Raw genomic sequence first — 20,759 nt, 5'->3', positions numbered from 1 at the left:
CGCCCTTACTGTTTACCCAGATAAATATCATGCAAATCACCCCGTGCCAGCAGCTCAGCGGCGCTGCCGCTCAAGGCCACGCGCCCAGTATCCAGCACGTAACCGTGGGACGCATAGGTCAGCGCGACGTTGATGTTCTGCTCGGCGATCAGGAAGCTCACCTGCTGTTCGCGGTTGAGCTGCGCGATGATCGCGAAGATCTCCTGCACGATCATAGGCGCCAAACCCATGGACGGCTCGTCGAGCAGTACCAAAGTAGGACGCGTCATCAACGCCCGGCCGATGGCGACCATCTGCTGCTCGCCGCCGGAGGTGAGCCCGGCGCGGGTGTGGCGCTTGGTCTTGAGCCTTGGGAACCAGGTGTAGATGCGCTCCAGGTCGTGCTCCATGTCCTTGCGGCTCAGGCGGCGCACAAAGCCGCCGCTGCGCAGGTTGTCTTCCACGCTCAGTTGGCCGAACACATGCCGCCCCTCCAGCACATGCACCATGCCCTCGCGCACGCGCTGGCTGGGGTCGATACCGGCCAGGTCGCGCCCGGCGTATTCAATCACACCCCGGCTGACCTCGGCGCGCTCGGCACGCACCAGCCCGGAGATGGCCTTGAGGGTAGTGCTCTTGCCGGCGCCGTTGGCACCGAGCAAGGCAACAATGGCGCCCTTGGGCACACTCAGCGACACCCCGGCCACCGCCAGGATTGCGCCGTCGTAAATCACTTCAATGTCGTTGACCGTCAGCAGCGACGGGCGCGCAGGCTCGGTGGCAGGCTGGCTCATGATTTATTCATCCCCAGTGCAGGTGCGTGGCGTCAGGCCTTTTTCCTTGGCGAACGCGGCCGACTTTTCATCGATCAACGGGCGCAGCAGTGCGCGGTCGGCGGCGATCCAGTCGCTGATCAGCGTCCACTGGGCGCCGTCCCACTGCTGCACCCGCGCCGAGCCGCCGCCTTCGTGGTCGCGGCACGACAGCTTGAGGTTCTGCATCAGGCCCAGGTAGCCCATGGCTTTAAGGCGTGCGTCGTCGATGTTCAGGTGTTCCAGGCCCCAGCGGCCTTCTTCGCCATTGAGTGGGCGCTTACCGAATTTGGCCTGCGCGGTGCGAATCGCCTCTACCGCTACGGCGGCATTCACCAGGCCGGAGTTGTAGTAGACACTGCCGAAGTTTTTCAGGTCCTTGAGGTCGCTGTGGCCCTTGTCGAGGATGGCTTGCTTGAGGCGCTGATGGATCTCGAAGTCGGCCCCGGCCGGGTACGGCGTGAGCGCCAGGTACCCCTTGGCGGCGGCACCGGCCGGCAGCACGTCCTCGCTGGAACTGGCCCAGATGTCGCCGATGATGTGGTCCACGGGGAAGCCGAAGCGCGCGGCGGTCTTCACCGCTACCGGCGTGGACACGCCCCAGGTACGCAGGAACACCCAGTCCGGGTTGGCCTGGCGGACCTGGCGCCATTGCGCCGATTGTTCGTTGCCGGGGTCAGCCACCGGGATCTGGATGTTCTCAAAGCCATACTTTTCGGCGAGCAATTTCAGTGGCCCGAGGGTTTCGCGACCGTAGGCCGAGTCGTGATAGACCGTGGCGATCTTCTTGCCCTTGAGCTTGTCGAAGCCGCCTTCGCGCTCGGCGATGTAATTGACCAGGCTCGACGCCTCGCTGTAGAAGGTCAGCATCACCGGGAAGTTGTAGGGGAACACCGTGCCGTCAGTGGCCTCGGTGCGCCCGTAGCCGAGGGTGATCAGCGGGATCTTGTCGACTTCGGCGCGCTCGCTCAGGGCATACGCCGCCGGCGCGCCGTTGGGTTGGTACACCGCGACCGGCGCGCCATCCAGGCCGTGCTTGAAGCGCTCATAGCATTCGATACCCTTCTCGGCCGTCCATTCGGTCTCGCATTCCTGCCACACCAGCTTGACGCCGTTGATGCCGCCTTCGACCTCGTTGATGTAGCGCAGGTAGTCGATCATCCCGGCCCACACCTGCACACCACTGGAGGCATAGGCGCCCACGCGATAGGTAGCCAGGGGAATGAATTGCTGGTCCGGCGTCGCCATGACCTGGGGCACGGCGCCGGCCAATGCGGCCAACGCAAAGGCGGCGCCGACCAGGGAACGTTTCAAGGATGCACGCATGGAAGTTCTCTTCTACAGGGGTTAGAAACGTAGCGGCCACTGCCGCAGCCGATCGCGAAGGGTATGCAACAGGCGAATCAAGCCCTCGGGCTCCTTGATCAGGAACACGATGATCAACACGCCAAAGATAATTTTCTGCAGGTTCTGCAACTGCCCCGCGTCCACCGAACCGCCGAACAATGCCTGCCCGGCGTGGCTGAGAAAGATCGGCAGCAAACTGATGAAGGCCGCGCCGACGAAGTTGCCGGCGATGCTGCCCATGCCGCCGATAATGATGATGAACAGGATCTGGAACGAGCGGTTGATATCGAAGCTGCCGGCACTGGCGGTGCCCAGGTAGGCGAAGGCCCACAGCGCGCCGGCGATGCCCAAGTAGAACGAACTGACCGCAAACGCCAGGCGCTTGTAGCGCACCACCGCAATGCCGACCACGGCGGCGGCGGTGTCCATGTCGCGGATCGCCATCCAGTTGCGCCCCACTTGGCTGCGCACCAGGTTGGTCGCGGTCCAGGTCAACAGCAGCACCGTGACCAGCGTCAGCAGGTAACGGCCCAGCGGCGTGTTGAGGTCATGGCCGAACAGCGCAAGCTTGGGCGCCGAAATCGTGCCGGACGAACCGTAGTTGTAGAACCAGGGGAATTTGACGAACAGCCACTCCAGGAAAAACTGCGCGGCCAGGGTGGTGACCATCAGGTAGAAGCCCTTGATCCGCGAACTGGGCAGGCCGAACAGCAAGCCCACCCCTGCGCTGATAATCCCACCGCCCAGCAGCGCCACCGGCAGGCCCAGCTCGGGCAGGCGCAGCAGAAAGCCGTAGGTGGCAAATGCGCCAACCGCCATGAAGCCGGCGGCGCCCACCGAGGTCTGCCCGGTGTAGCCGGTCAGCAGGTTCAAGCCCAACCCGGCCAGGGACAGCACCAGAAACGGAATCAGGATCGCATTGAGCCAATAGTCATTGCCCCACAGCGGCACCACGCCAAAAGCCAGGGCCAGCAGGCCGAGCAGGCCCCAGGGCAGGCGTCGTTGCATCAGCAGTAACGGCGCGGTGTCTTGCGCAACAGGAATCGACATGGTTTCAGACTCGCTCGATGGCGCGCTCGCCGAACAGGCCGGCGGGACGCATATACAGGAAGGCCAGCGCCAATACATAGGCGAACCACGGCGTGATGCCGCCGCCGATCAGCGGGCCGATATACACCTCGGCGAGGTTCTCGGCGGCGCCGACGATCAGCCCGCCGACCATCGCCCCGCCAATCGAGGTAAAGCCGCCGATGATCAACACCGGCAACGCCTTGAGCACCACCAGCGACAGCGAGAACTGCACGCCCTGGCGCGCGCCCCATAGCAGCCCCGCCACCAGGCCGACGACGCCGGCCACTGCCCAGACGATCTGCCAGATGCGGTTGAGGTTGATGCCGATGGACAGCGCCGCCGTGGTGTCATCGGCTACCGCCCGCAACGACACGCCGATGCGGGTCTTGTTGAACAGCAACGCCAGCACCGTCACCAGCACCACGGCGGTGGCGGCGGCGATCAGGTCAAACTGGCTGAGCATCAGCGGCCCGACAAACAGCGGCACGTCGTCGATGCCCAGGTCCAGTGCGCGCACTTGGGAGCCCATCAAGCCCTGGGCCAGGCCCTCGATGATGAACGACAGGCCCAGGGTCGCCATGAACAGGGTGATCTGCGAACGGTTCACCAGCGGGCGCAGCACCAGGCGCTCGATGAGCAACGCGCCGACGATCATCACCAGCACCGTCAGCAGCAGCGCCACGGCGAACGGAACGCCCTGCTCGTGCAGGCTGACGAAGGTCAGCGCGGCAAACAGCAACATCGCGCCCTGGGCGAAATTGAACACGCCGCTGGCCTTGTAGATCAGTACGAAGCCGATGGCGACCAGCGAGTACAGGGTGCCGGCCAGCAAACCGCCGAGCAGGGTTTCGAAGAAGAACGACATCAGCGCACCGCTCCCAGATACGCCGCGATCACCTCGGGGTGCGCCTGCACCTCGGCCGGCGTGCCGTCGCCGACCTTGCGCCCATAGTCGAGCACCACCACATGGTCAGACAGGCCCATCACCACGCCCATGTCGTGTTCGATCAACACCACCGTGGTGCCCAGGTCTCGGTTCACGTCGGCGACGAAGCGTGCCATGTCCTGTTTCTCTTCGGCGTTCATGCCGGCCATGGGTTCGTCAAGCAGCAACAGGCTGGGCCCGGCAATCAGTGCGCGGCCCAACTCCACGCGCTTTTGCAGGCCGTAGGACAGGTTGCCCACCAGCACATCGCGATGGGCTTGCAGCTCAAGAAATTCCAGGATGTGTTGGCCGCGCCGGCGAAATGCTTCGGCTTCGCGGCGTGCACGGGGCAAGCCCAGGGCCTGTTCGAGAAAGCCGGCGCGCATATGCCGCGACAGCCCGGTAAGGAGGTTGTCGAGCACGCTCATCTTCTTGAACAGTGCGTTGTTCTGGAAGGTGCGCCCAATGCCTCGGCGGGCGGCGCCCAAGGGGTCGATGCGATGGAAGTGTTGTTGCTCAAAGACGATCTCGCCGGCATCGAAACGGTACACGCCGTTGAGCACATTGAGCAGCGAGCTTTTGCCCGCGCCGTTAGGGCCGATCAACGCGCAGATCTCGCCGCGTTGTACCTCGAACGACAGCGCATTGATGGCCTTGACCCCTTTGAACGACAGCGAAATGTCCCGCACCTGGAGAATGGCCTGGCTCATGCGATGTCCCGTTTGAATTCGGCCAGCCACGTCGGCTCATTACCGGCTTTGAGGGGTTGCCAGATAGAAGCCAGGCGTTGAAAGCCCAGCAGTGTGCGCACGCGGTTTTTCAGCAACCGGCGCAGGCCGCCTTGCGGGTGGGCGATGGCCCAGTCGCAGAGGCGGCGCCGCCAACTGCCGACGGGAGCCAGGCGGCTTTCGATCTCATCGGCCAGGTGCTGCAAACGCTCGGGCGACAGCACCAGGCCGGTGGGCGCCACTTCGCTGCGATCGCGTCGCGCCGAGGCCAGGTTTTCCGGAAACGCCAGGCCATGACCGCTGTGCAGCCATTGCTCCAGCACCACGCCAAGGCCGTCTGGCCAGCCGGTGCCTTCTTCGCTCCACAGCACGGTTTCGCCCGTTGGTTGCCACCAACGCTGCAGGTGTTGCGCCGGATCGACCGGGCCGAGCAACTGAGCGAAGTCCAAGCGCTGGGTGAATGCCCAATCGCGCAGGCGACCTTGAACGTAGGCATGACTGGGGTGAATACGCCACAGTTGCTGCTCCAGGGCCTGCGGCTCGAGGTTATCGGCCAGCGTCAGCACCTGCGCGCCGACGGACTGGGCCGCCAATGCCAGCAACAGCAGGTTCGGCTCAAAGGCGCCACTGAGCACCAGGCGTGAGTGTTGATCGAAACCGTGCTGGCGCAAACCATCGGCCAGGCGTTCGACGTCGCGCAAGGCGTCGATCCAGCGCCAGGCGTACCACTGGCCCTGGCGCTTGTGGCGCAGGGCGATGTGCAACGGCGTAAGTTGCGCCCAGCGGCGCAGGTGCTCCAGAAGGGCCTTGGGGTCGTGCACGCTCATAGGGGGTGGTTCCTATTGGGGTGGTCAAGCGTGCGGTGGTCCGCTGGCTGGGATATTTGGATCGACACGGGACAAATGTGGGAGGGGGCTTGCCCCCGATGGCAGTGTGTCAGACACCTATCAATTGCTGACCCACTGCTATCGGGGGCAAGCCCCCTCCCACATTGGAATTTCGTGCACCAGACAGATCGCGGTAGCTGGCGCCGGGGTGGTTTGGACCCAACCTTGCGCCCTCGCCGAACAACTTCTCGCGCAGGGTGCCCTGGGCATATTCGGTCTTGTACACGCCACGCTTTTGCAGCTCCGGCACCAACCACTCCACGGCGTCGATGAAGGTCTCGTGGGTCAGCGCATACGCCAGGTTGAAGCCGTCCACGTCGGTGTCTTCCACCCATTCCTGCAACAGGTCGGCGACGGTTTGCGGGCCGCCGACAAACAAGGGCCCAAACCCGCCGATGCCCACCCAGTCAGCCAGTTCATTGGGCGTCCAGACCTTGTTCGGATCAGCCGTGGAGAACGCCTCCACCGCCGATTGAATCGCGTTGGTGTGGACATGTTTGAGCGGCTCGTCGGGCTTGAACTGGCTGAAGTCGATACCGGTCCAGCCGGAGATCAACGCCATTGCGCCTTCGTAGCTGACGTAGGTTTTGTAGTCGTCAAACTTGGCCTTGGCCTTGGCGTCGGTCTCGCCGACGATCACCGTCTGCAAATTGAAGATCAGGATTTTCTTCGGATCGCGCCCCGCCTCGGCGGCACGGCGACGGATATCGGCCACGGTTTTTTTCAGCAGCACCTTGGACGGTGCGGCGACAAACACGCATTCGGCCTGCTCGGCGGCGAACTGTTTGCCACGGCTGGAGGCGCCGGCCTGGTACAGCACCGGCGTGCGCTGCGGCGACGGCTCGCACAGGTGAATGCCGGGCACCTGGAAGTGTTTGCCGACGTGGCGGATCTCATGGATTTTGCTCGGGTCGCTGAAGATCCGACGCTCCCGATCACGCAGCACCGCGCCCTCCTCCCAACTGCCTTCCCAGAGCTTGTAGCAAACCTCGAGGTATTCCTCGGCGTAGTCATAACGTGCATCGTGTTCGGTCTGGGCCTTCTGGCCGAGGTTCTTGGCGCCGCTTTCCAGGTAGGAGGTGACGATGTTCCAGCCGATGCGGCCCTTGGTCAGGTGATCGAGCGTCGACAGCCGGCGCGCGAAGGGGTACGGATGCTCGAAGGACAGCGACGCGGTGAGGCCAAAACCCAGGTGCTGGGTGACCAGCGCCATCGGTGCGATCAGCGACAGCGGGTCGTTGACCGGCACTTGGGTGGCCTGGCGAATCGCCGCGTCACCGTTGCCGTGGTACACGTCGTAAATGCCCAGCACGTCGGCGATAAACAGGCCATCGAACTTGCCACGCTCGAGGATTTTCGCCAGATCGGTCCAGTACTCCAGGTCCTTGTACTGCCACGAGCGGTCACGCGGATGCGCCCACAGGCCTGGCGACTGGTGGCCGACGCAGTTCATGTCGAAGGCGTTCAAGCGGATTTGGCGGGCCATCAAAGCACTCCGTTGAGGTGGTAGTTGCCGACGATCTGGTATTTGCGCCGCAAGGGGTCATCCAGGGTCGACGGCAGCGCGGTGCGTTGGCCGGTCAATTCGAATTCGGCGTTGCTGGCGGCAATCAGGGCCTCGGCCGCGGCGATCTGCGCTTCGGTGGCGGCCACCGGGCTGGGGTGGCTGTCGGCGCGCTCAAGCAAGGCGGCGGCCACGTCGACACGGATCTGCAAGTCGCCGAAGCGGCTGATCACGTAGGGGTCGTCACTTTTTTGGACGTGAAGACGGGTGCTGTCGAGCAGTTGGCGGGCGAGTGTCAGTGCGGTCATGGGGCAGGCTCCTCAATTCCAGGCGTGGCGCGCAGGCTTCACGCCGTTGAGCACGAAGTTACCGATCAGGTGGTATTTCCAGCGGGCCGGATCATGCAGGGTGTGGGTGCGCGCGTTGCGCCAGAAGCGGTCGAGGTTGTGCTTGGCGGTCACCGAGCGGGTGCCGGCCAGTTCGAAGAGTTTGCTGCTGGCGAGCAAGGCGGTTTCGGCCGACAGCACCTTGGCCTGGGCCACCACCAGAGAGGCGTGGGCCACGCTGTCTTCATTCGGCTCGGCCAGCGCCTGGTCGACCGCGATGCCGGCCTTGGCGAGGATGGCTTCGGTGCCGTGAACGCGCCATTGCAGGTCGCCGATGGCGGCGATTGTGAATGGGTCCTGCCAGCCGTGGTCCAGCTGGCTGTCGATCCAGGGCCGGGCCTGGCGGGCATGGATCTTGGCCTGTTCCAGCGCGCCAAGGGCGATGCCGGTATCGACGGCGGCCTGGATGATTTGTGAAATCGGGCCGTCGGCGGTGGGTTTATCGAACGCTAGATGCGCAGGGATCACCGCGCTCAACGGTACGTTCACGCCATCGAGGGTCACGCCACCACTGGCGGTGGTGCGCTGGCCGAAGCCGTCCCAGTTGTCGATCACGCTCAGCCCCGGCGCGTCGCGTTCGACGAAACCAATAAACGCCTGGCCCTGCTCGTTATTGCCTGCGGTGGGCACGATATGGGCGAACAGCGCGCCGGTGCAGTAAAACTTTTCACCATTGATTTGCGCGGTGTCGCCGTTGAACCGGATCTGCGTGTCGAAGGTACCGGCGTTTTTGCTCTTGGCTTCGGAGAACGCATTGCCGAAGCGGTAACCCGCCAAGACCTTGCCGAAGTAATAGCGCTTTTGTTCCTCGGTACCGGTTTGCAGCAGGAGGTCCACCACCCCCAGATGGTTCTGCGGGATTTGCCCCAGGGACGGGTCGGCCGCGGAAATCCGTTTGATCACCTCGGCCACCGTCACATAGGACACCCCGGCACCGCCGTAGGCCTTGGGCACCGTGATACCCCACAGGCCGCTGCCGGAAAATTCGTCAAGTTCGGCCACCGGCAGGCGCCGGTCGCGGTCGCGCGCGCTGGCTTCGACGGCAAAGCGTTCGGCCAGGCGCGTGGCGACTTCAATGGCCTCCGCGTCCGAGCGGATGATATGGGCAGGGTGTTGAGGGTGGGCTGACATGGGCCGACTCCAGGCTCCGAGGGAATACCGGAGTGATTGCAGGAGTCGTGCCTGAACTTAATCTTCAATAAAATCAGCAAGTTGCTGGCAAATCGGCGCCGCAGAGCGCGACTCAAACCAGCAAATTGCACATCCACTGTTGCCTGGCGGACAGTTAGATCACCACGTTGCGAACGAAGCTCACGGCCACGTCACCTTCATTGCGATAGCCATGCACCTGGCGGCTGGCAAACATGAAAAACTCACCGGCAGCGACCTGTTTGTCTTCTTCGCCAACGCGCAAGGTCAGGCAGCCTTCAAACACAAACACCTGCACGCTCCAGCCTTCGGGGTCGGGTTCGGGGCTGTAGCGATCGCCGGGCTCCAGGCGCATCTCCCATAGCTCGACTTCGCGCCGCGCAGTGGCCTTGGCCAGTAATACGGCTTTGCTGCCGGGAATGTCGCCGGCCCAGGCGAGTTCGTTGATGCGGCTGTGGTCGCCCGCATCCGGGGCCTGGATCAGGTCGCTGAAGGCCACTTCCAGTGCTTCGGCCACGCGGTCGAGGGTGGACAGGCTGACGTTCTTCTCGCCGGCCTCGATGGCCACCAGCATGCGCCGGCTGACCCCGGACTTTTCCGACAGCGCGGTCTGGCTCAGGTCGGCGGCGTGGCGCAGGCGACGGACGTTCTGGCTGACATGTTGCAGGACCGAGGCCCGGTGTGGATTTTCTTTGTGCACTATATTGCTCAATGGGTGGGTGTGCGCAGTATACTGCCCAGCGTGCGGCGCATTGTGCGGTCCGTGCCTTTCCCTTGCAAGACCAGAGCCGCCATGACCGCCCCGACCTCCCCTTCGCGTTTCAATCGTTTCAGCAAAGCCGAATGCATCCTGGTGTTTATCACCATGATCTGGGGCGGCACCTTTTTGCTGGTGCAGCACGCCATGACCGTCAGCGGGCCGATGTTCTTCGTGGGCCTGCGCTTTGCGGCGGCGGCGATTGTGGTGGGGTTCTTTTCCTTGCGCACCCTGCGCGACCTGAGCCTGTTCGAGCTCAAGGCCGGGGTGTTTATCGGCGTGGCGATCATGTTCGGCTACGGCCTGCAGACCATCGGCCTGCAAACCATTTTGAGCAGCCAGTCGGCGTTCATCACCGCGCTGTACGTGCCGTTCGTGCCGTTGCTGCAATGGCTGGTGCTGGGGCGTCGTCCGGGCTTGATGCCCAGTATCGGCATCATGCTGGCGTTTGCCGGGTTGATGCTGTTGACCGGCCCGGCGGGGGCGTCGCTGAATTTCAGCGCGGGTGAGATCGCGACCTTGATCGGCGCCATCGCGATTGCCGCAGAAATCATCCTGATCAGCGCCTTTGCCGGGCAGGTGGATGTACGCCGCGTCACCGTGGTGCAACTGGCCACGGCGTCGCTGCTGTCGTTCCTGATGGTCGTGCCGATGGGCGAGGCATTGCCGGGGTTCTCCTGGTTGCTGCTGTTCAGCGCGGTGGGCCTGGGCTTGACCAGCGCGGTGATCCAGGTCGCGATGAACTGGGCGCAGCAGAGCGTTTCGCCAACACGGGCCACCTTGATTTATGCCGGTGAGCCGGTCTGGGCCGGGGTGATCGGGCGGCTCGCCGGCGAGCGCTTCCCGCCGATAGCGATGCTGGGGGCGGTGTTGATTGTGCTGGCGGTAATTGTGAGTGAGATGAAGACGCGCGGGCAGAAGGCGGTTGAACTTCAAGCGGAGGTAGAACACGAACAACAAGGATAAGACCCGGCCTTCACCACAGGTAACGGTGCGGGGCTGAAACAATGCTTATTCGGAATTTTCGATCTACCTTGTAGGATCCTGCCACATCTTGCCGTTTGGTGATCACGAAAGCGGCACGTATGATGCATCCCAAACTCCCGCAGATTAGAAGCCTATGTCCCTGATAGTTCTACTGCTTCTGCCTTTTATCGGCAGCTGTCTGGCGGCCTTGCTGCCGCACAACGCACGTAACACCGAATCCCTGTTGGCCGGCCTGGTGGCCTTGGTCGGGACTGTTCAAGTTGCCCTGCTCTACCCCCAGGTCGCCTATGGCGGCGTCATCCGCGAAGAATTCATGTGGTTGCCCAGCCTGGGGCTGAACATCGTGCTGCGCATGGATGGCTTCGCCTGGTTGTTCTCGATGCTGGTGCTGGGCATCGGCACGCTGGTGTCGCTGTATGCGCGCTACTACATGTCGCCGGAAGACCCGGTGCCGCGGTTCTTCGCGTTTTTCCTGGCCTTCATGGGCGCCATGCTCGGGCTGGTGATCTCCGGCAATCTGGTGCAGATCGTGTTCTTTTGGGAACTGACCAGCCTGTTCTCGTTCCTGCTGATCGGCTACTGGCACCACCGCGCCGATGCACGACGCGGCGCCTATATGGCGTTGATGGTCACCGGCGCGGGCGGCTTGTGCCTGTTGGCGGGGGTGATGCTGCTGGGGCATATCGTCGGCAGCTATGACCTGGACCAGGTGCTGGCGGCGGGCGATCAGATTCGCGCGCACTCGCTGTACCCGGTGATGCTGACCCTGGTGCTGATCGGCGCGTTGAGCAAGAGCGCGCAGTTCCCGTTCCACTTCTGGCTGCCCCACGCCATGGCGGCGCCGACACCGGTTTCCGCTTACCTGCATTCGGCGACGATGGTGAAGGCCGGCGTGTTCCTGCTGGCCCGCCTGTGGCCATCGCTGTCGGGCAGCGAAGAATGGTTCTGGATCGTCGGCGGTGCCGGCGCCCTCACCCTCCTCCTCGGCGCTTACTGCGCCATGTTTCAAAACGATCTCAAAGGCCTGCTGGCCTACTCCACCATCAGCCACCTCGGGCTGATCACCTTGCTGCTGGGGCTCAACAGCCCGCTGGCCGCCGTCGCGGCAGTGTTCCATATCCTCAACCACGCCACCTTCAAGGCCTCGCTGTTCATGGCGGCGGGCATCATCGACCACGAAAGCGGCACGCGGGACATCCGCAAGCTCAGCGGCCTGGTGCGGCTGATCCCGTTTACCGCGACCCTGGCGATGGTGGCCAGCGCCTCCATGGCCGGCGTGCCGTTGCTCAATGGTTTCCTGTCCAAAGAGATGTTCTTCGCCGAAACGGTGTTTATCTCGGCGACAAAATGGGTGGAAATCGCCCTGCCGGTGATTGCGACCATCGCCGGCACATTCAGCGTGGCCTATGCCCTGCGCTTTACCGTCGATGTGTTCTTCGGCCCGCCCGCCACCGATTTGCCGCACACGCCCCACGAACCACCGCGCTGGATGCGCGCGCCGGTTGAGCTGCTGGTATTGACCTGCCTGTTGGTGGGGATCTTCCCGGCCCAGATGGTCGGTTCGATCCTCGCCGCCGCCGCGTTGCCGGTGGTGGGCGGTGTGCTGCCGCAGTACAGCCTGGCGATCTGGCATGGCTGGAACGCGCCGATGATCATGAGCCTGGTGGCCATGACCGGCGGCGTGGTGCTCTACCTGATGCTGCGCAAGCAACTCAAGCGCGGTCGCTTCAAATACCCGCCGGTCATCAGCTACTTCAACGGCAAGCGCGGTTTCGAACGCTGCCTGGTGGTGATGATGCGCGGGGTACGCAAGATCGAAAAACGCATCAGCACCAAGCGCCTGCAAACGCAGTTGTTCCTGCTGGTGATCGTCGCGGTGATAGGCGCCATGATCCCGCTGCTGCACAGTGGCCTCACCTGGGGCGAGCGGCCGAAGATCCCCGGTTCCGTCGTGTTCGTAACCTTGTGGCTGCTGGCGATTGCCTGTGCCCTGGGCGCCGCCTGGCAAGCCAAGTATCACCGGCTCGCGGCCCTGACCATGGTCAGCGTGTGCGGCCTGATGACCTGCGTGACCTTCGTGTGGTTCTCGGCGCCGGACCTGGCGCTGACCCAATTGGTCGTCGAAGTCGTCACCACGGTGCTGATCCTGCTCGGCCTGCGCTGGTTGCCACGGCGGATCGAAGATGTCTCGCCACTGCCCAGTTCGTTGCGCAAGGCCCGTGTCCGTCGCCTGCGTGACTTCTTGTTGTCCACCGTGGTCGGTGGCGGCATGGCGCTGCTGTCCTACGCGATGCTGACGCGCCAGACGCCCAACGACATTTCCTCGTTCTACTTGAGCCGTGCCCTGCCCGAAGGCGGCGGCAGCAATGTAGTGAACGTGATGCTGGTGGACTTCCGGGGCTTCGACACCCTGGGCGAAATCACCGTGCTCGGCGCCGTGGCGCTGACCGTCTACGCGCTGCTGCGCCGCTTCCGCCCTTCGAAGGAAAGCATGCAACTGCCCGCGCAACAGCGCCAACTGGCGCCGGACGTGGCCACCGACCTGGTCAACCCGCGCCAGGCCAGCGACACCGCCCTGGGCTTCATGATGGTGCCGGCGGTACTGGTGCGCCTGCTGCTGCCGATTGCGCTGGTGGTGTCGTTCTACCTGTTCATGCGCGGCCACAACCAACCGGGCGGCGGATTCGTCGCAGGCTTGGTGATGTCGGTGGCGTTCATTCTGCAATACATGGTCGCCGGTACGCAGTGGGTCGAAGCGCAGATGCGCCTGCGGCCGATGCGCTGGATGGGCTTCGGGCTGCTGTCGGCGACCCTCACCGGGCTCGGCGCGCTGTTTGTCGGCTACCCGTTCCTCACCACCCATACCTGGCATGTGAGCCTGCCGCTGCTGGGCGATATCCATGTAGCCAGTGCGTTGTTTTTCGACGTTGGGGTGTACGCCATGGTGGTCGGTTCCACCCTGCTGATGCTCACCGCCCTCGGCCACCAATCGGTGCGCGCGCACAAACCGAGCAACCAGCCCCAACCCGTTGCCGTAACAGAAGGAGCCGCCTGATGGAAGAAGTCATCGCGATTGCCATTGGGGTCCTGGCGGCCTCCGGTGTGTGGTTGATCCTGCGCCCGCGAACGTTCCAGGTGGTGATGGGCCTGTGCCTGTTGTCGTATGGGGTCAACCTGTTCATTTTCAGCATGGGCAGCCTGTTTATCGGCAAGGAGCCGATCATCAAGGACGGTGTGCCGCAGGACCTGCTCAACTACACCGATCCGCTGCCTCAGGCACTGGTACTCACGGCCATCGTCATCAGCTTCGCCATGACCGCATTGTTCCTGGTGGTGCTGCTGGCCTCCCGAGGCCTGACCGGCACCGACCACGTGGATGGCCGGGAGCCCAAGGAATGAATGGGGTCAATCAACTGATCGTCGCGCCGATCCTGCTGCCGTTGCTGACCGCCGGGCTGATGCTGATGCTCGGCGAGAAGCGCCGCCCGCTCAAGGCGCGCATCAATCTGTTCTCCAGCCTGATCGGCCTGGGCATTGCCGTGTTGCTGCTGTACTGGACGCAACAAGACGGCCCCGGCTCGATTGGCGTGTACCTGCCGGGCAACTGGCAAGTGCCGTTCGGCATCGTGCTGGTGGTGGACCCGCTGTCGGCGCTGATGCTGGTGCTCACCGGGATCATCGGCGTGAGCGCGCTGCTGTTCGCCATGGCCCGCTGGGACCGTGCCGGCACCAGTTTCCATGCCCTGTTCCAGGTTCAGATGATGGGCCTGTATGGCGCCTTCCTTACGGCCGACCTGTTCAACCTGTTCGTGTTCTTCGAAGTGCTGCTGGCGGCGTCCTACGGTTTGATGCTGCACGGTTCCGGCCGCGCGCGCGTATCGGCGGGGCTGCATTACATCGCGATCAACCTGCTGGCGTCGTCATTGTTCCTGATTGGCGCGGCGATGATCTACGGCGTGACCGGCACGCTGAACTTCGCCGACCTGGCGCTGAAGATTCCGTTGGTGCCCGAAGCTGACCGTGGCCTGCTGCATGCGGGTGCGGCGATCCTGGCGACGGCGTTCCTGGCCAAGGCCGGCATGTGGCCGCTGAATTTCTGGCTGGCGCCCGCCTACTCCTCGGCCAGCGCGCCGGTGGCGGCGATGTTTGCGATCATGACCAAGGTCGGCGTGTACACCGTGCTGCGTTTGTGGACCCTGCTGTTTTCCGGCCAGGCCGGCGCATCGGCGCTGTTTGGCGGCGACTGGCTGGTGTATGGCGGCATGGCGACCATCGTCTGCGCGGCGCTGGCCATGCTGGCGGCGCAGCGGCTGGAACGCATGGCGAGCCTGAGCATTCTGGTATCGGCCGGGATCCTGCTGTCGTCGGTGGGCTTTGCCCAGCCGAGCCTCACCGCCGGGGCGCTGTTCTATCTGATCAGCTCCACCTTGGCGCTGAGCGCACTGTTCCTGCTGGCGGAATTGATCGAGCGGTCGCGCTCGGCCAATGACCTGCCGCTGGATGAAGAAATCGATGCGCTGCCCAAGGCCATGGAGTCGCTGCATCCACGGCCAGGCGTGAATCTGGATGACGAACAGAAAGCCGTGGTCGGCCAGGTCATTCCCTGGACCATGGCCTTCCTGGGCTTGAGTTTTATCGCCTGTGCGCTGCTGATCATCGGCATGCCGCCGTTGTCCGGGTTTATCGGCAAGCTCAGCCTCTTGAGTGCGCTGGTCAACCCGCTGGGCCTGGGCAATGCCGTGGATGAGCCGATTCGCCCGGCGGCCTGGGGCCTGGTGGCGCTGCTGATTCTGTCCGGGCTGGCTTCATTGATCGCCTTTGCGCGCTTGGGCATCCAACGCTTCTGGACCCCCGAAGAGCGCCCTTCGCCGCTGTTGCGGCGCTATGAGTGCCTGCCGATCTTCCTGCTGCTGGGCCTGAGCATTGCGCTGACCTTCAAGGCTGAACCCCTGCTGCACTACACGTTGGCCACCGCCCAGAGCTTGAACAACCCGGAGCGCTACGTGATGGCCGTGATGGCCACGCGCCCGGTGCCTAGCCCTGAAGCCAAGGCCGCCGCACGGGAGGTACAGCCATGAAACGCCTGCTCCCTGCCCCGTGGTTATCGCTGGCCTTGTGCATACTGTGGCTGCTGCTGAACCTGTCGGTCAGCCCCGGCAACCTGCTATTGGGCGCACTGCTGGGCGTTCTTGCGCCGTGGATGATGGCACCGCTGCGCCCGCAACCGATAAGCCTGCGCCGTCCCGGCGTGATCCTGCGCCTGTTTCTGCTGGTGGGCCGCGACGTGATTGTCTCCAACCTGCAAGTGGCGTGGCGCGTCCTGACCTGCGGCTCACGCCCGCCACACTCGCGCTTCATCAAGATCCCCCTGGATCTGCGCAGCCCCAACGGCCTCGCCGCGCTGTCGATGATCACCACGGTGATTCCCGGCACCATCTGGTCGGAGCTGGCCCTGGACCGCAGCCTCCTGCTGTTGCATGTCTTCGACCTGCACGATGAAGCGCCGTTTATCGAACACTTCAAAGCCACCTATGAACGGCCCCTGATGGAGATCTTCGAATGAGCGCCCTGCTCGCCAATGCGATCCTGTTCAGCCTGTTTTTGTTCTCGCTGGCCATGGTGCTGACCCTGGTGCGCCTGTTCAAAGGCCCCTCGGCCCAGGACCGCGTCCTGGCGCTGGACTACCTGTATATCCTGGCGATGCTGATGATGCTGGTGCTGGGCATCCGGTACGCCAGTGATACCTACTTTGAAGCGGCGCTGTTGATCGCGCTGTTCGGCTTCGTCGGCTCGTTTGCCCTGGCCAAATTCCTGCTGCGTGGGGAGGTGATTGAATGATGCCGTTATGGGTGGAAATCCTCGTGGCTGTGCTGCTGGTATTAAGCAGTGTGTTCGCGCTGATCGGAGCAATTGGCTTGCTGCGCATGAAGGACTTCTTCCAGCGCATGCACCCGCCGGCGCTGGCCTCGACGCTGGGTGCATGGTGTGTGGCGTTGGCGTCGATCATCTATTTTTCGGTACTCAAGTCCGGGCCGGTGTTGCACGGTTGGTTGATCCCGATTCTGCTGTCGATCACCGTGCCGGTGACTACCCTTTTGCTGGCGCGTACGGCGCTGTTTCGCAAACGCATGGCCGGTGACGATGTGCCCGCCGAGGTCAGCAGTCGCCGAGCTGAACGCTCCAAATCAGCCTAGCGACGCCATCAGCCCGTGGGTGCTAAGGGTGTGTTGGGACAAAACCCTGGAGGGGCGAGCCGAACGGTAAACCGCTGTGGGGATTGATCGCATACCATTGCCCCCCTGCCTGGATCGCCTGCAACTCCACTTGGTTAACCGTGCCCTGCAGGGGAGTCACCTGCTGGGCATTCGCCTTATTGAGCATGTCGACGACCGTGGGAGTGGTGTCACGGGTGAAGCGAAGCTTTGCAAAAATATCAACCGGTGCATACACGCCCATCCCGATTCTGACGGGGACACCCTTGCTCGAACGTCTTAAAAAGTTGGTGAGTCGACCCGGCAGGCTCGGCAGGTTGGATAAGCCATCCGCCGGGTTGAAAATGCCACGCAGCAATGCCGTGCCTTCCTTAAGAGCAGAAATGCCAAATGCCTGCTTGTTCAGGCGCGAGGCAAACTTGACCGCCTTCCAGGCTTTGCGGGCGCCCTGAAGTCCTCCCGCGCCAATCAGCAGCAATGCATCGATTGCCAGATTCTTTAAGCCGTCTTTGACGTTGCCCTCATAGATATCCACCAATGGGCCGATGAACGAAATCATCGACACCAGTGCGCGACCGTTCTCCCCACTCGTCAGACGATTGACGTAGCCTCGAACAGTGTCTTCGCTGGGCAGCATGGCATTGGCATGGTCAATGAGTTCCTGGCGATGCCCGCTGAAATTGCCCAGGTAATTACCCGTCAGGACAGTGTCGACAATCGCCTGGCTTTTAGCCGAGGCAAAGGTGTCGGGCACCCAGTCATTACGGTTGTCGCCGGCGCCTTTGGCCGTTGACCCCGCCAGGGAAGCACCGACTTTGGAAATGATGACCTTAGACCAGGTGTTCTCGCGAGGGGCTTCCCCGGTGAGGTAGGCGTTGAAATCAAAAGGCTGCCTTGTGCCCCGCAGATACCAGTGGGTCTTCTCGCCACTTCTCCATCTGGGCACGGTCTCTTTTTCAAGGACGCCCCCCTTCAGGTTCAATGACTTGTTCCCCGCCAGACTGGCCGTGCGATCAATGATCGTCCCGGACGTGGGAAAAAATTCGAGGTAGCGGTATTTACCGTTGTATTTGCTGCGCAGCAGTACCCCGTGCCACCCACGGTTCCGGGCTACCTTATTGCCCTTGGCAGCGTCATCCTTCTGCGTTTCACCGGTTTCCCGACGCAGCCTGTAGACGTCGACCTCCCCCCATTCAAGCGCCTGCCGAACGTCAAGCGGCAGGTTTGCAAGGCTCATCTTCATCAGCGAGGGCATCGCACCTTTGACATCACTCAGGTACTCATCGACTGCACCTGCGACCTGATCGGCAATACGCGGAAGTGTCTGTATTCGGGCTTCAAATTGCGCTTGGGTCATTCGAGGGTGGCTGAATTTGAACCAATGCTCATGCAGATCGCCCGTTGCATACGCCTCGACCAAGGTCGGCCACTTCGTATTAATGCCCACACCCGATAGGCTGTGTTTCGTCGCGGGCTTGGTCAACGTGAGCGTTTCGATCTCGCGCTCGGTCAGCTCGGGAAATGCCTGTTTCAGTGCCTTGATCGCCAGACTGCTACGCGTGGGCGGCGCCGTCCCCAGTGTGACGACGGACTGCTCGAGCGCCTCGCTGCGACGGGCTATGGCGCTAGACGCCAACTGGTAATCCTCTGGCGTATAGCGGTTGTCGCTGCGCCGCGGCACGGCCCCCGTCATGACCCCTGCATCCAGCACCAACTTGGCACCCAGCCCTATGGCCAGGACCTGTTGTTGCGGCTGCACGGCTTGCAGGGTGGTCAATGCGCCAAGCTCGGTGAGGCTCATGCCGCGACTGGCGCCGGCACCGCCCCACACTTCAGCCAATGCGGTGCCCAGGCTGAGCGTCATCCACGCCGGGCTGCCGATACGTATTTTGCCTGGCGCCTGGCGTAGCGGCCCGGGGAGCGCTGCAGACTCCTGCTGGTCCGGTTTCACCAAAAACTCCGGGGCGGCATGTGCCAGGAACAGATGAGCCACCAACGGTGCAGCCCGTACGCTCACGCCTTTCTTCTCGATCAGGTGCTTTTCAAAGTCTTTGCGTACGGCCCCCATCTCACGGCCCATGTTGGCCGGCGTATAAAACGGGTAACCCGCGGCGCTTCCCGGGACGCCGGGAACATCTGGGTCGACACTGAGCAGGATGGCGCTGGTCAGCAGGTTTTTGTGTTGCGCGGCATCACTGTCGGCGTTCCCCGTATACCAATTCAACGCCTGGGCGAGCTCCAGCCCCCACTGCCGGGCCTGCGGGGTGTTGAGTATGTCGTCCCAGATCTGGTCTGCCTTGGCGGCTGTTTCCTGCGGGTCGACGTGTGTCACCGCGTGCAGGCCCAAGGCGAACCCTATCGTATTGGCGCCATACTTCTGATCCGTCGCCAACGCGATCAACTTGGTTTTGTCACCCGCCGACAAGGCGCCCGCAGCCCAATGCTGAGGCAGTAATGTCGCGTAATTACCGACAGGCGTCGTCGGCGCGAAGTAGGTGCGCAGCCATTTGGCAGCGGCGCGAGCCTGGCCGGCGGTATCGAGCGCCCCCAGGCCCATCGACCTGGCGACCTGGCGCAGATCGTGGCTATCGTCTGAATAGAGCGCGTTACCGAACGGTTCGCTCGACACGACGAGCGCCGCCAATGCGTCTTTCAGCGGCTGGCTCCAACGGTCACTGACAGGTACCTCCAACCATTGATTCAGCGTGGGTTGCAGCACTTGCAGACGGCCTTCGCTGATACGCACCGGCCGGTCCGGCAATGTTTGCCCAAGGTCCGCCAAAACACCCTGCATCTCGGGGCGTGCAATCAGCTCGGCCAGGCGTGTGCGAGCCTCGTGATCGCTCTTTAACGGGTGTGTTCGAGACACCTCGAACGCGGTAGCCGATAACGCTATCGGCTTATCGTCTTCAAGGCCCTGCGCCACTCGCTGCAAGGCGTCCGCCAGGTTGTGTCGGTCGTCCATTTCAGCGATACCGCGCTTGGCCCATTCGAGCCTGAGTTGGCGGTTACGTGTCTGGGCTGTGGAGAGCGCGGGCCAACCCGCCTCCAGCGTCGCGGCCAATGCGCTCGCTTGCTCCGGGGTGTGAGGCGGCTGAACGCCATAAAACAGGCTCGCCACGTTGCGAGAAATGTGCGAGCTGGCGGCAGAGACGTAAGGCACGCCGTGGTGTGAGGGGTCCAGTGCTTCGAGCGCGCGCATCACTCGACCGGATATTTGCCACCAGCCGCAGGTGTCTTGCAACGCATAGGTTTGGCGGGTGACCACACCATCGCGGGTGACCAGGCCCGTTACGCCGTTGTGGCCAATAACGACCGAGTCCAGTGAAAACCCCTTGCTCCTCAACCAGGCCAGCACTTCGGGCTGATTCACCACTTGCTTGTAGATCTCGAACGGTCGCGAGATCAGGGCGTTCGCGGGTACGCTCACCGACGAGTCAGACACGCTTGCCATTTTCCCGGTCAATTGTGTTTGCAGGATTTTATCTGCTTCGACGGAGGCAGACGCCGGGCCATCCAGCATGCCCAGGGTGTGACGCGTGGCGCTGGAGGGCACGTTCAAAAGCGAGCGTTTTTCGCGCCGTGCAGCGGTTTCCTCGAACGCTGATGTACCAAAGGGAAGCGGCGCCACGTGCCCGCCCGGCGCTCGCAATAACCCGTTGCCTGGAGGCGAGCCGGGCTGCGCAGTGTTCTCAGACGAAACGGCGATGCGCGGGCCCTCAGGCTCAGGCGATGGGTGGGAGGGGTACAGACTGTTGCGTGCGTGGAGATTGATCATGGAGACCGGCATATTCAACCCTCTTGAAAGAGACTTTTGAAAATGTCCTCGTCCTAAGAACAGGTGCTGTCAAACGCGTTACCTATGCATCAGCGGGTAGAGGTTATGTGAACCTGTCATCGCTGATCGGCAGGCCAGAGAGGCCTCTTATTCGCTAAGTGGGGAAGTGGCGGCGGGCGGTTCCATTTCATACAGGCTTGCGGGCTTGCCTCTCACATCACTTGAGATCGCGAGGAG

General features: G+C 63.0%; 18 protein-coding genes. 7 read left to right on the top strand and 11 right to left on the bottom strand.

Features of this window, described 5'->3' with window-relative positions:
* Positions 1–5: 5 nt before the first annotated feature.
* From AB4O23_RS14835 to AB4O23_RS14790, 10 genes are all read right to left on the bottom strand, one after another.
* Positions 6–773, bottom strand: a complete 768-nt coding sequence (locus tag AB4O23_RS14835; protein ID WP_017527154.1) for an ABC transporter ATP-binding protein — start codon at positions 771–773, stop codon at positions 6–8.
* Between the two features lie 3 nt (positions 774–776).
* Positions 777–2,117, bottom strand: coding sequence for an ABC transporter substrate-binding protein (locus AB4O23_RS14830; RefSeq protein WP_460069575.1), 1,341 nt, complete (start codon positions 2,115–2,117; stop codon positions 777–779).
* Positions 2,118–2,138: 21 nt separating this feature from the next.
* A complete protein-coding gene (locus tag AB4O23_RS14825; protein ID WP_017527152.1) occupies positions 2,139–3,188 on the bottom strand; it encodes a branched-chain amino acid ABC transporter permease in 1,050 nt (349 codons plus the stop codon).
* Positions 3,189–3,192: 4 nt separating this feature from the next.
* The gene (locus tag AB4O23_RS14820) at positions 3,193–4,074 is read right to left on the bottom strand and encodes a branched-chain amino acid ABC transporter permease (protein WP_017527151.1); all 882 of its coding nucleotides are present in this window, start codon (positions 4,072–4,074) and stop codon (positions 3,193–3,195) included.
* Positions 4,074–4,844 (bottom strand): ABC transporter ATP-binding protein, encoded by a 771-nt coding sequence (locus AB4O23_RS14815; RefSeq protein WP_017527150.1) that lies wholly within the window; start codon positions 4,842–4,844, stop codon positions 4,074–4,076. Before AB4O23_RS14815 ends, AB4O23_RS14820 begins: the two co-directional genes overlap by 1 nt.
* Positions 4,841–5,689: an AMP-binding protein gene (locus AB4O23_RS14810; protein ID WP_065877453.1), complete on the bottom strand. Its 849-nt coding sequence runs from the start codon at positions 5,687–5,689 to the stop codon at positions 4,841–4,843. Before AB4O23_RS14810 ends, AB4O23_RS14815 begins: the two co-directional genes overlap by 4 nt.
* 109 nt (positions 5,690–5,798) lie before the next feature.
* Positions 5,799–7,235: an LLM class flavin-dependent oxidoreductase gene (locus tag AB4O23_RS14805; protein ID WP_065877454.1), complete on the bottom strand. Its 1,437-nt coding sequence runs from the start codon at positions 7,233–7,235 to the stop codon at positions 5,799–5,801.
* On the bottom strand, positions 7,235–7,561 hold the full coding sequence (locus tag AB4O23_RS14800; protein ID WP_065877455.1) for an acyl-CoA dehydrogenase: 327 nt from the start codon (positions 7,559–7,561) through the stop codon (positions 7,235–7,237). Before AB4O23_RS14800 ends, AB4O23_RS14805 begins: the two co-directional genes overlap by 1 nt.
* Before the next feature lie 12 nt (positions 7,562–7,573).
* Complete coding sequence (locus AB4O23_RS14795; protein ID WP_065877456.1) at positions 7,574–8,770, bottom strand: SfnB family sulfur acquisition oxidoreductase; 1,197 nt, start codon at positions 8,768–8,770, stop codon at positions 7,574–7,576.
* A 154-nt stretch (positions 8,771–8,924) separates the two neighbouring features.
* A complete protein-coding gene (locus AB4O23_RS14790) occupies positions 8,925–9,488 on the bottom strand; it encodes a helix-turn-helix domain-containing protein (RefSeq protein WP_068934693.1) in 564 nt (187 codons plus the stop codon).
* A 93-nt stretch (positions 9,489–9,581) separates the two neighbouring features.
* Between AB4O23_RS14790 and AB4O23_RS14785 the strand changes: the two genes are divergently transcribed.
* From AB4O23_RS14785 to AB4O23_RS14755, 7 genes are all read left to right on the top strand, one after another.
* Positions 9,582–10,511, top strand: a complete 930-nt coding sequence (locus AB4O23_RS14785; protein WP_267864558.1) for a DMT family transporter — start codon at positions 9,582–9,584, stop codon at positions 10,509–10,511.
* A gap of 154 nt (positions 10,512–10,665) precedes the next feature.
* A complete protein-coding gene (locus AB4O23_RS14780) occupies positions 10,666–13,587 on the top strand; it encodes a monovalent cation/H+ antiporter subunit A (protein WP_460063759.1) in 2,922 nt (973 codons plus the stop codon).
* Complete coding sequence (locus AB4O23_RS14775; protein ID WP_003192163.1) at positions 13,587–13,931, top strand: Na+/H+ antiporter subunit C; 345 nt, start codon at positions 13,587–13,589, stop codon at positions 13,929–13,931. The genes AB4O23_RS14780 and AB4O23_RS14775 overlap by 1 nt, the downstream gene beginning before the upstream one ends.
* A complete protein-coding gene (locus AB4O23_RS14770) occupies positions 13,928–15,610 on the top strand; it encodes a monovalent cation/H+ antiporter subunit D (protein WP_223496144.1) in 1,683 nt (560 codons plus the stop codon). Before AB4O23_RS14775 ends, AB4O23_RS14770 begins: the two co-directional genes overlap by 4 nt.
* Entirely contained in the window at positions 15,607–16,095 is a 489-nt protein-coding gene (locus AB4O23_RS14765; RefSeq protein WP_017527141.1) for a Na+/H+ antiporter subunit E, read from the top strand. Before AB4O23_RS14770 ends, AB4O23_RS14765 begins: the two co-directional genes overlap by 4 nt.
* Positions 16,092–16,370, top strand: a complete 279-nt coding sequence (locus AB4O23_RS14760; protein ID WP_017527140.1) for a K+/H+ antiporter subunit F — start codon at positions 16,092–16,094, stop codon at positions 16,368–16,370. The genes AB4O23_RS14765 and AB4O23_RS14760 overlap by 4 nt, the downstream gene beginning before the upstream one ends.
* Complete coding sequence (locus tag AB4O23_RS14755; RefSeq protein ID WP_017527139.1) at positions 16,367–16,726, top strand: Na+/H+ antiporter subunit G; 360 nt, start codon at positions 16,367–16,369, stop codon at positions 16,724–16,726. The genes AB4O23_RS14760 and AB4O23_RS14755 overlap by 4 nt, the downstream gene beginning before the upstream one ends.
* A gap of 22 nt (positions 16,727–16,748) precedes the next feature.
* On the opposite strand, the gene AB4O23_RS14750 is transcribed toward AB4O23_RS14755, so the two are convergent.
* Positions 16,749–20,375: a hypothetical protein gene (locus AB4O23_RS14750; RefSeq protein WP_267864560.1), complete on the bottom strand. Its 3,627-nt coding sequence runs from the start codon at positions 20,373–20,375 to the stop codon at positions 16,749–16,751.
* Between the last annotated feature and the right edge of the window lie 384 nt (positions 20,376–20,759).

It is taken from the genome of Pseudomonas sp. H2_A10 (genome assembly GCF_054680085.1).
Note: the sequence above shows the minus strand (reverse complement) of the source record. Positions and strands in the feature narration are given on the sequence as shown.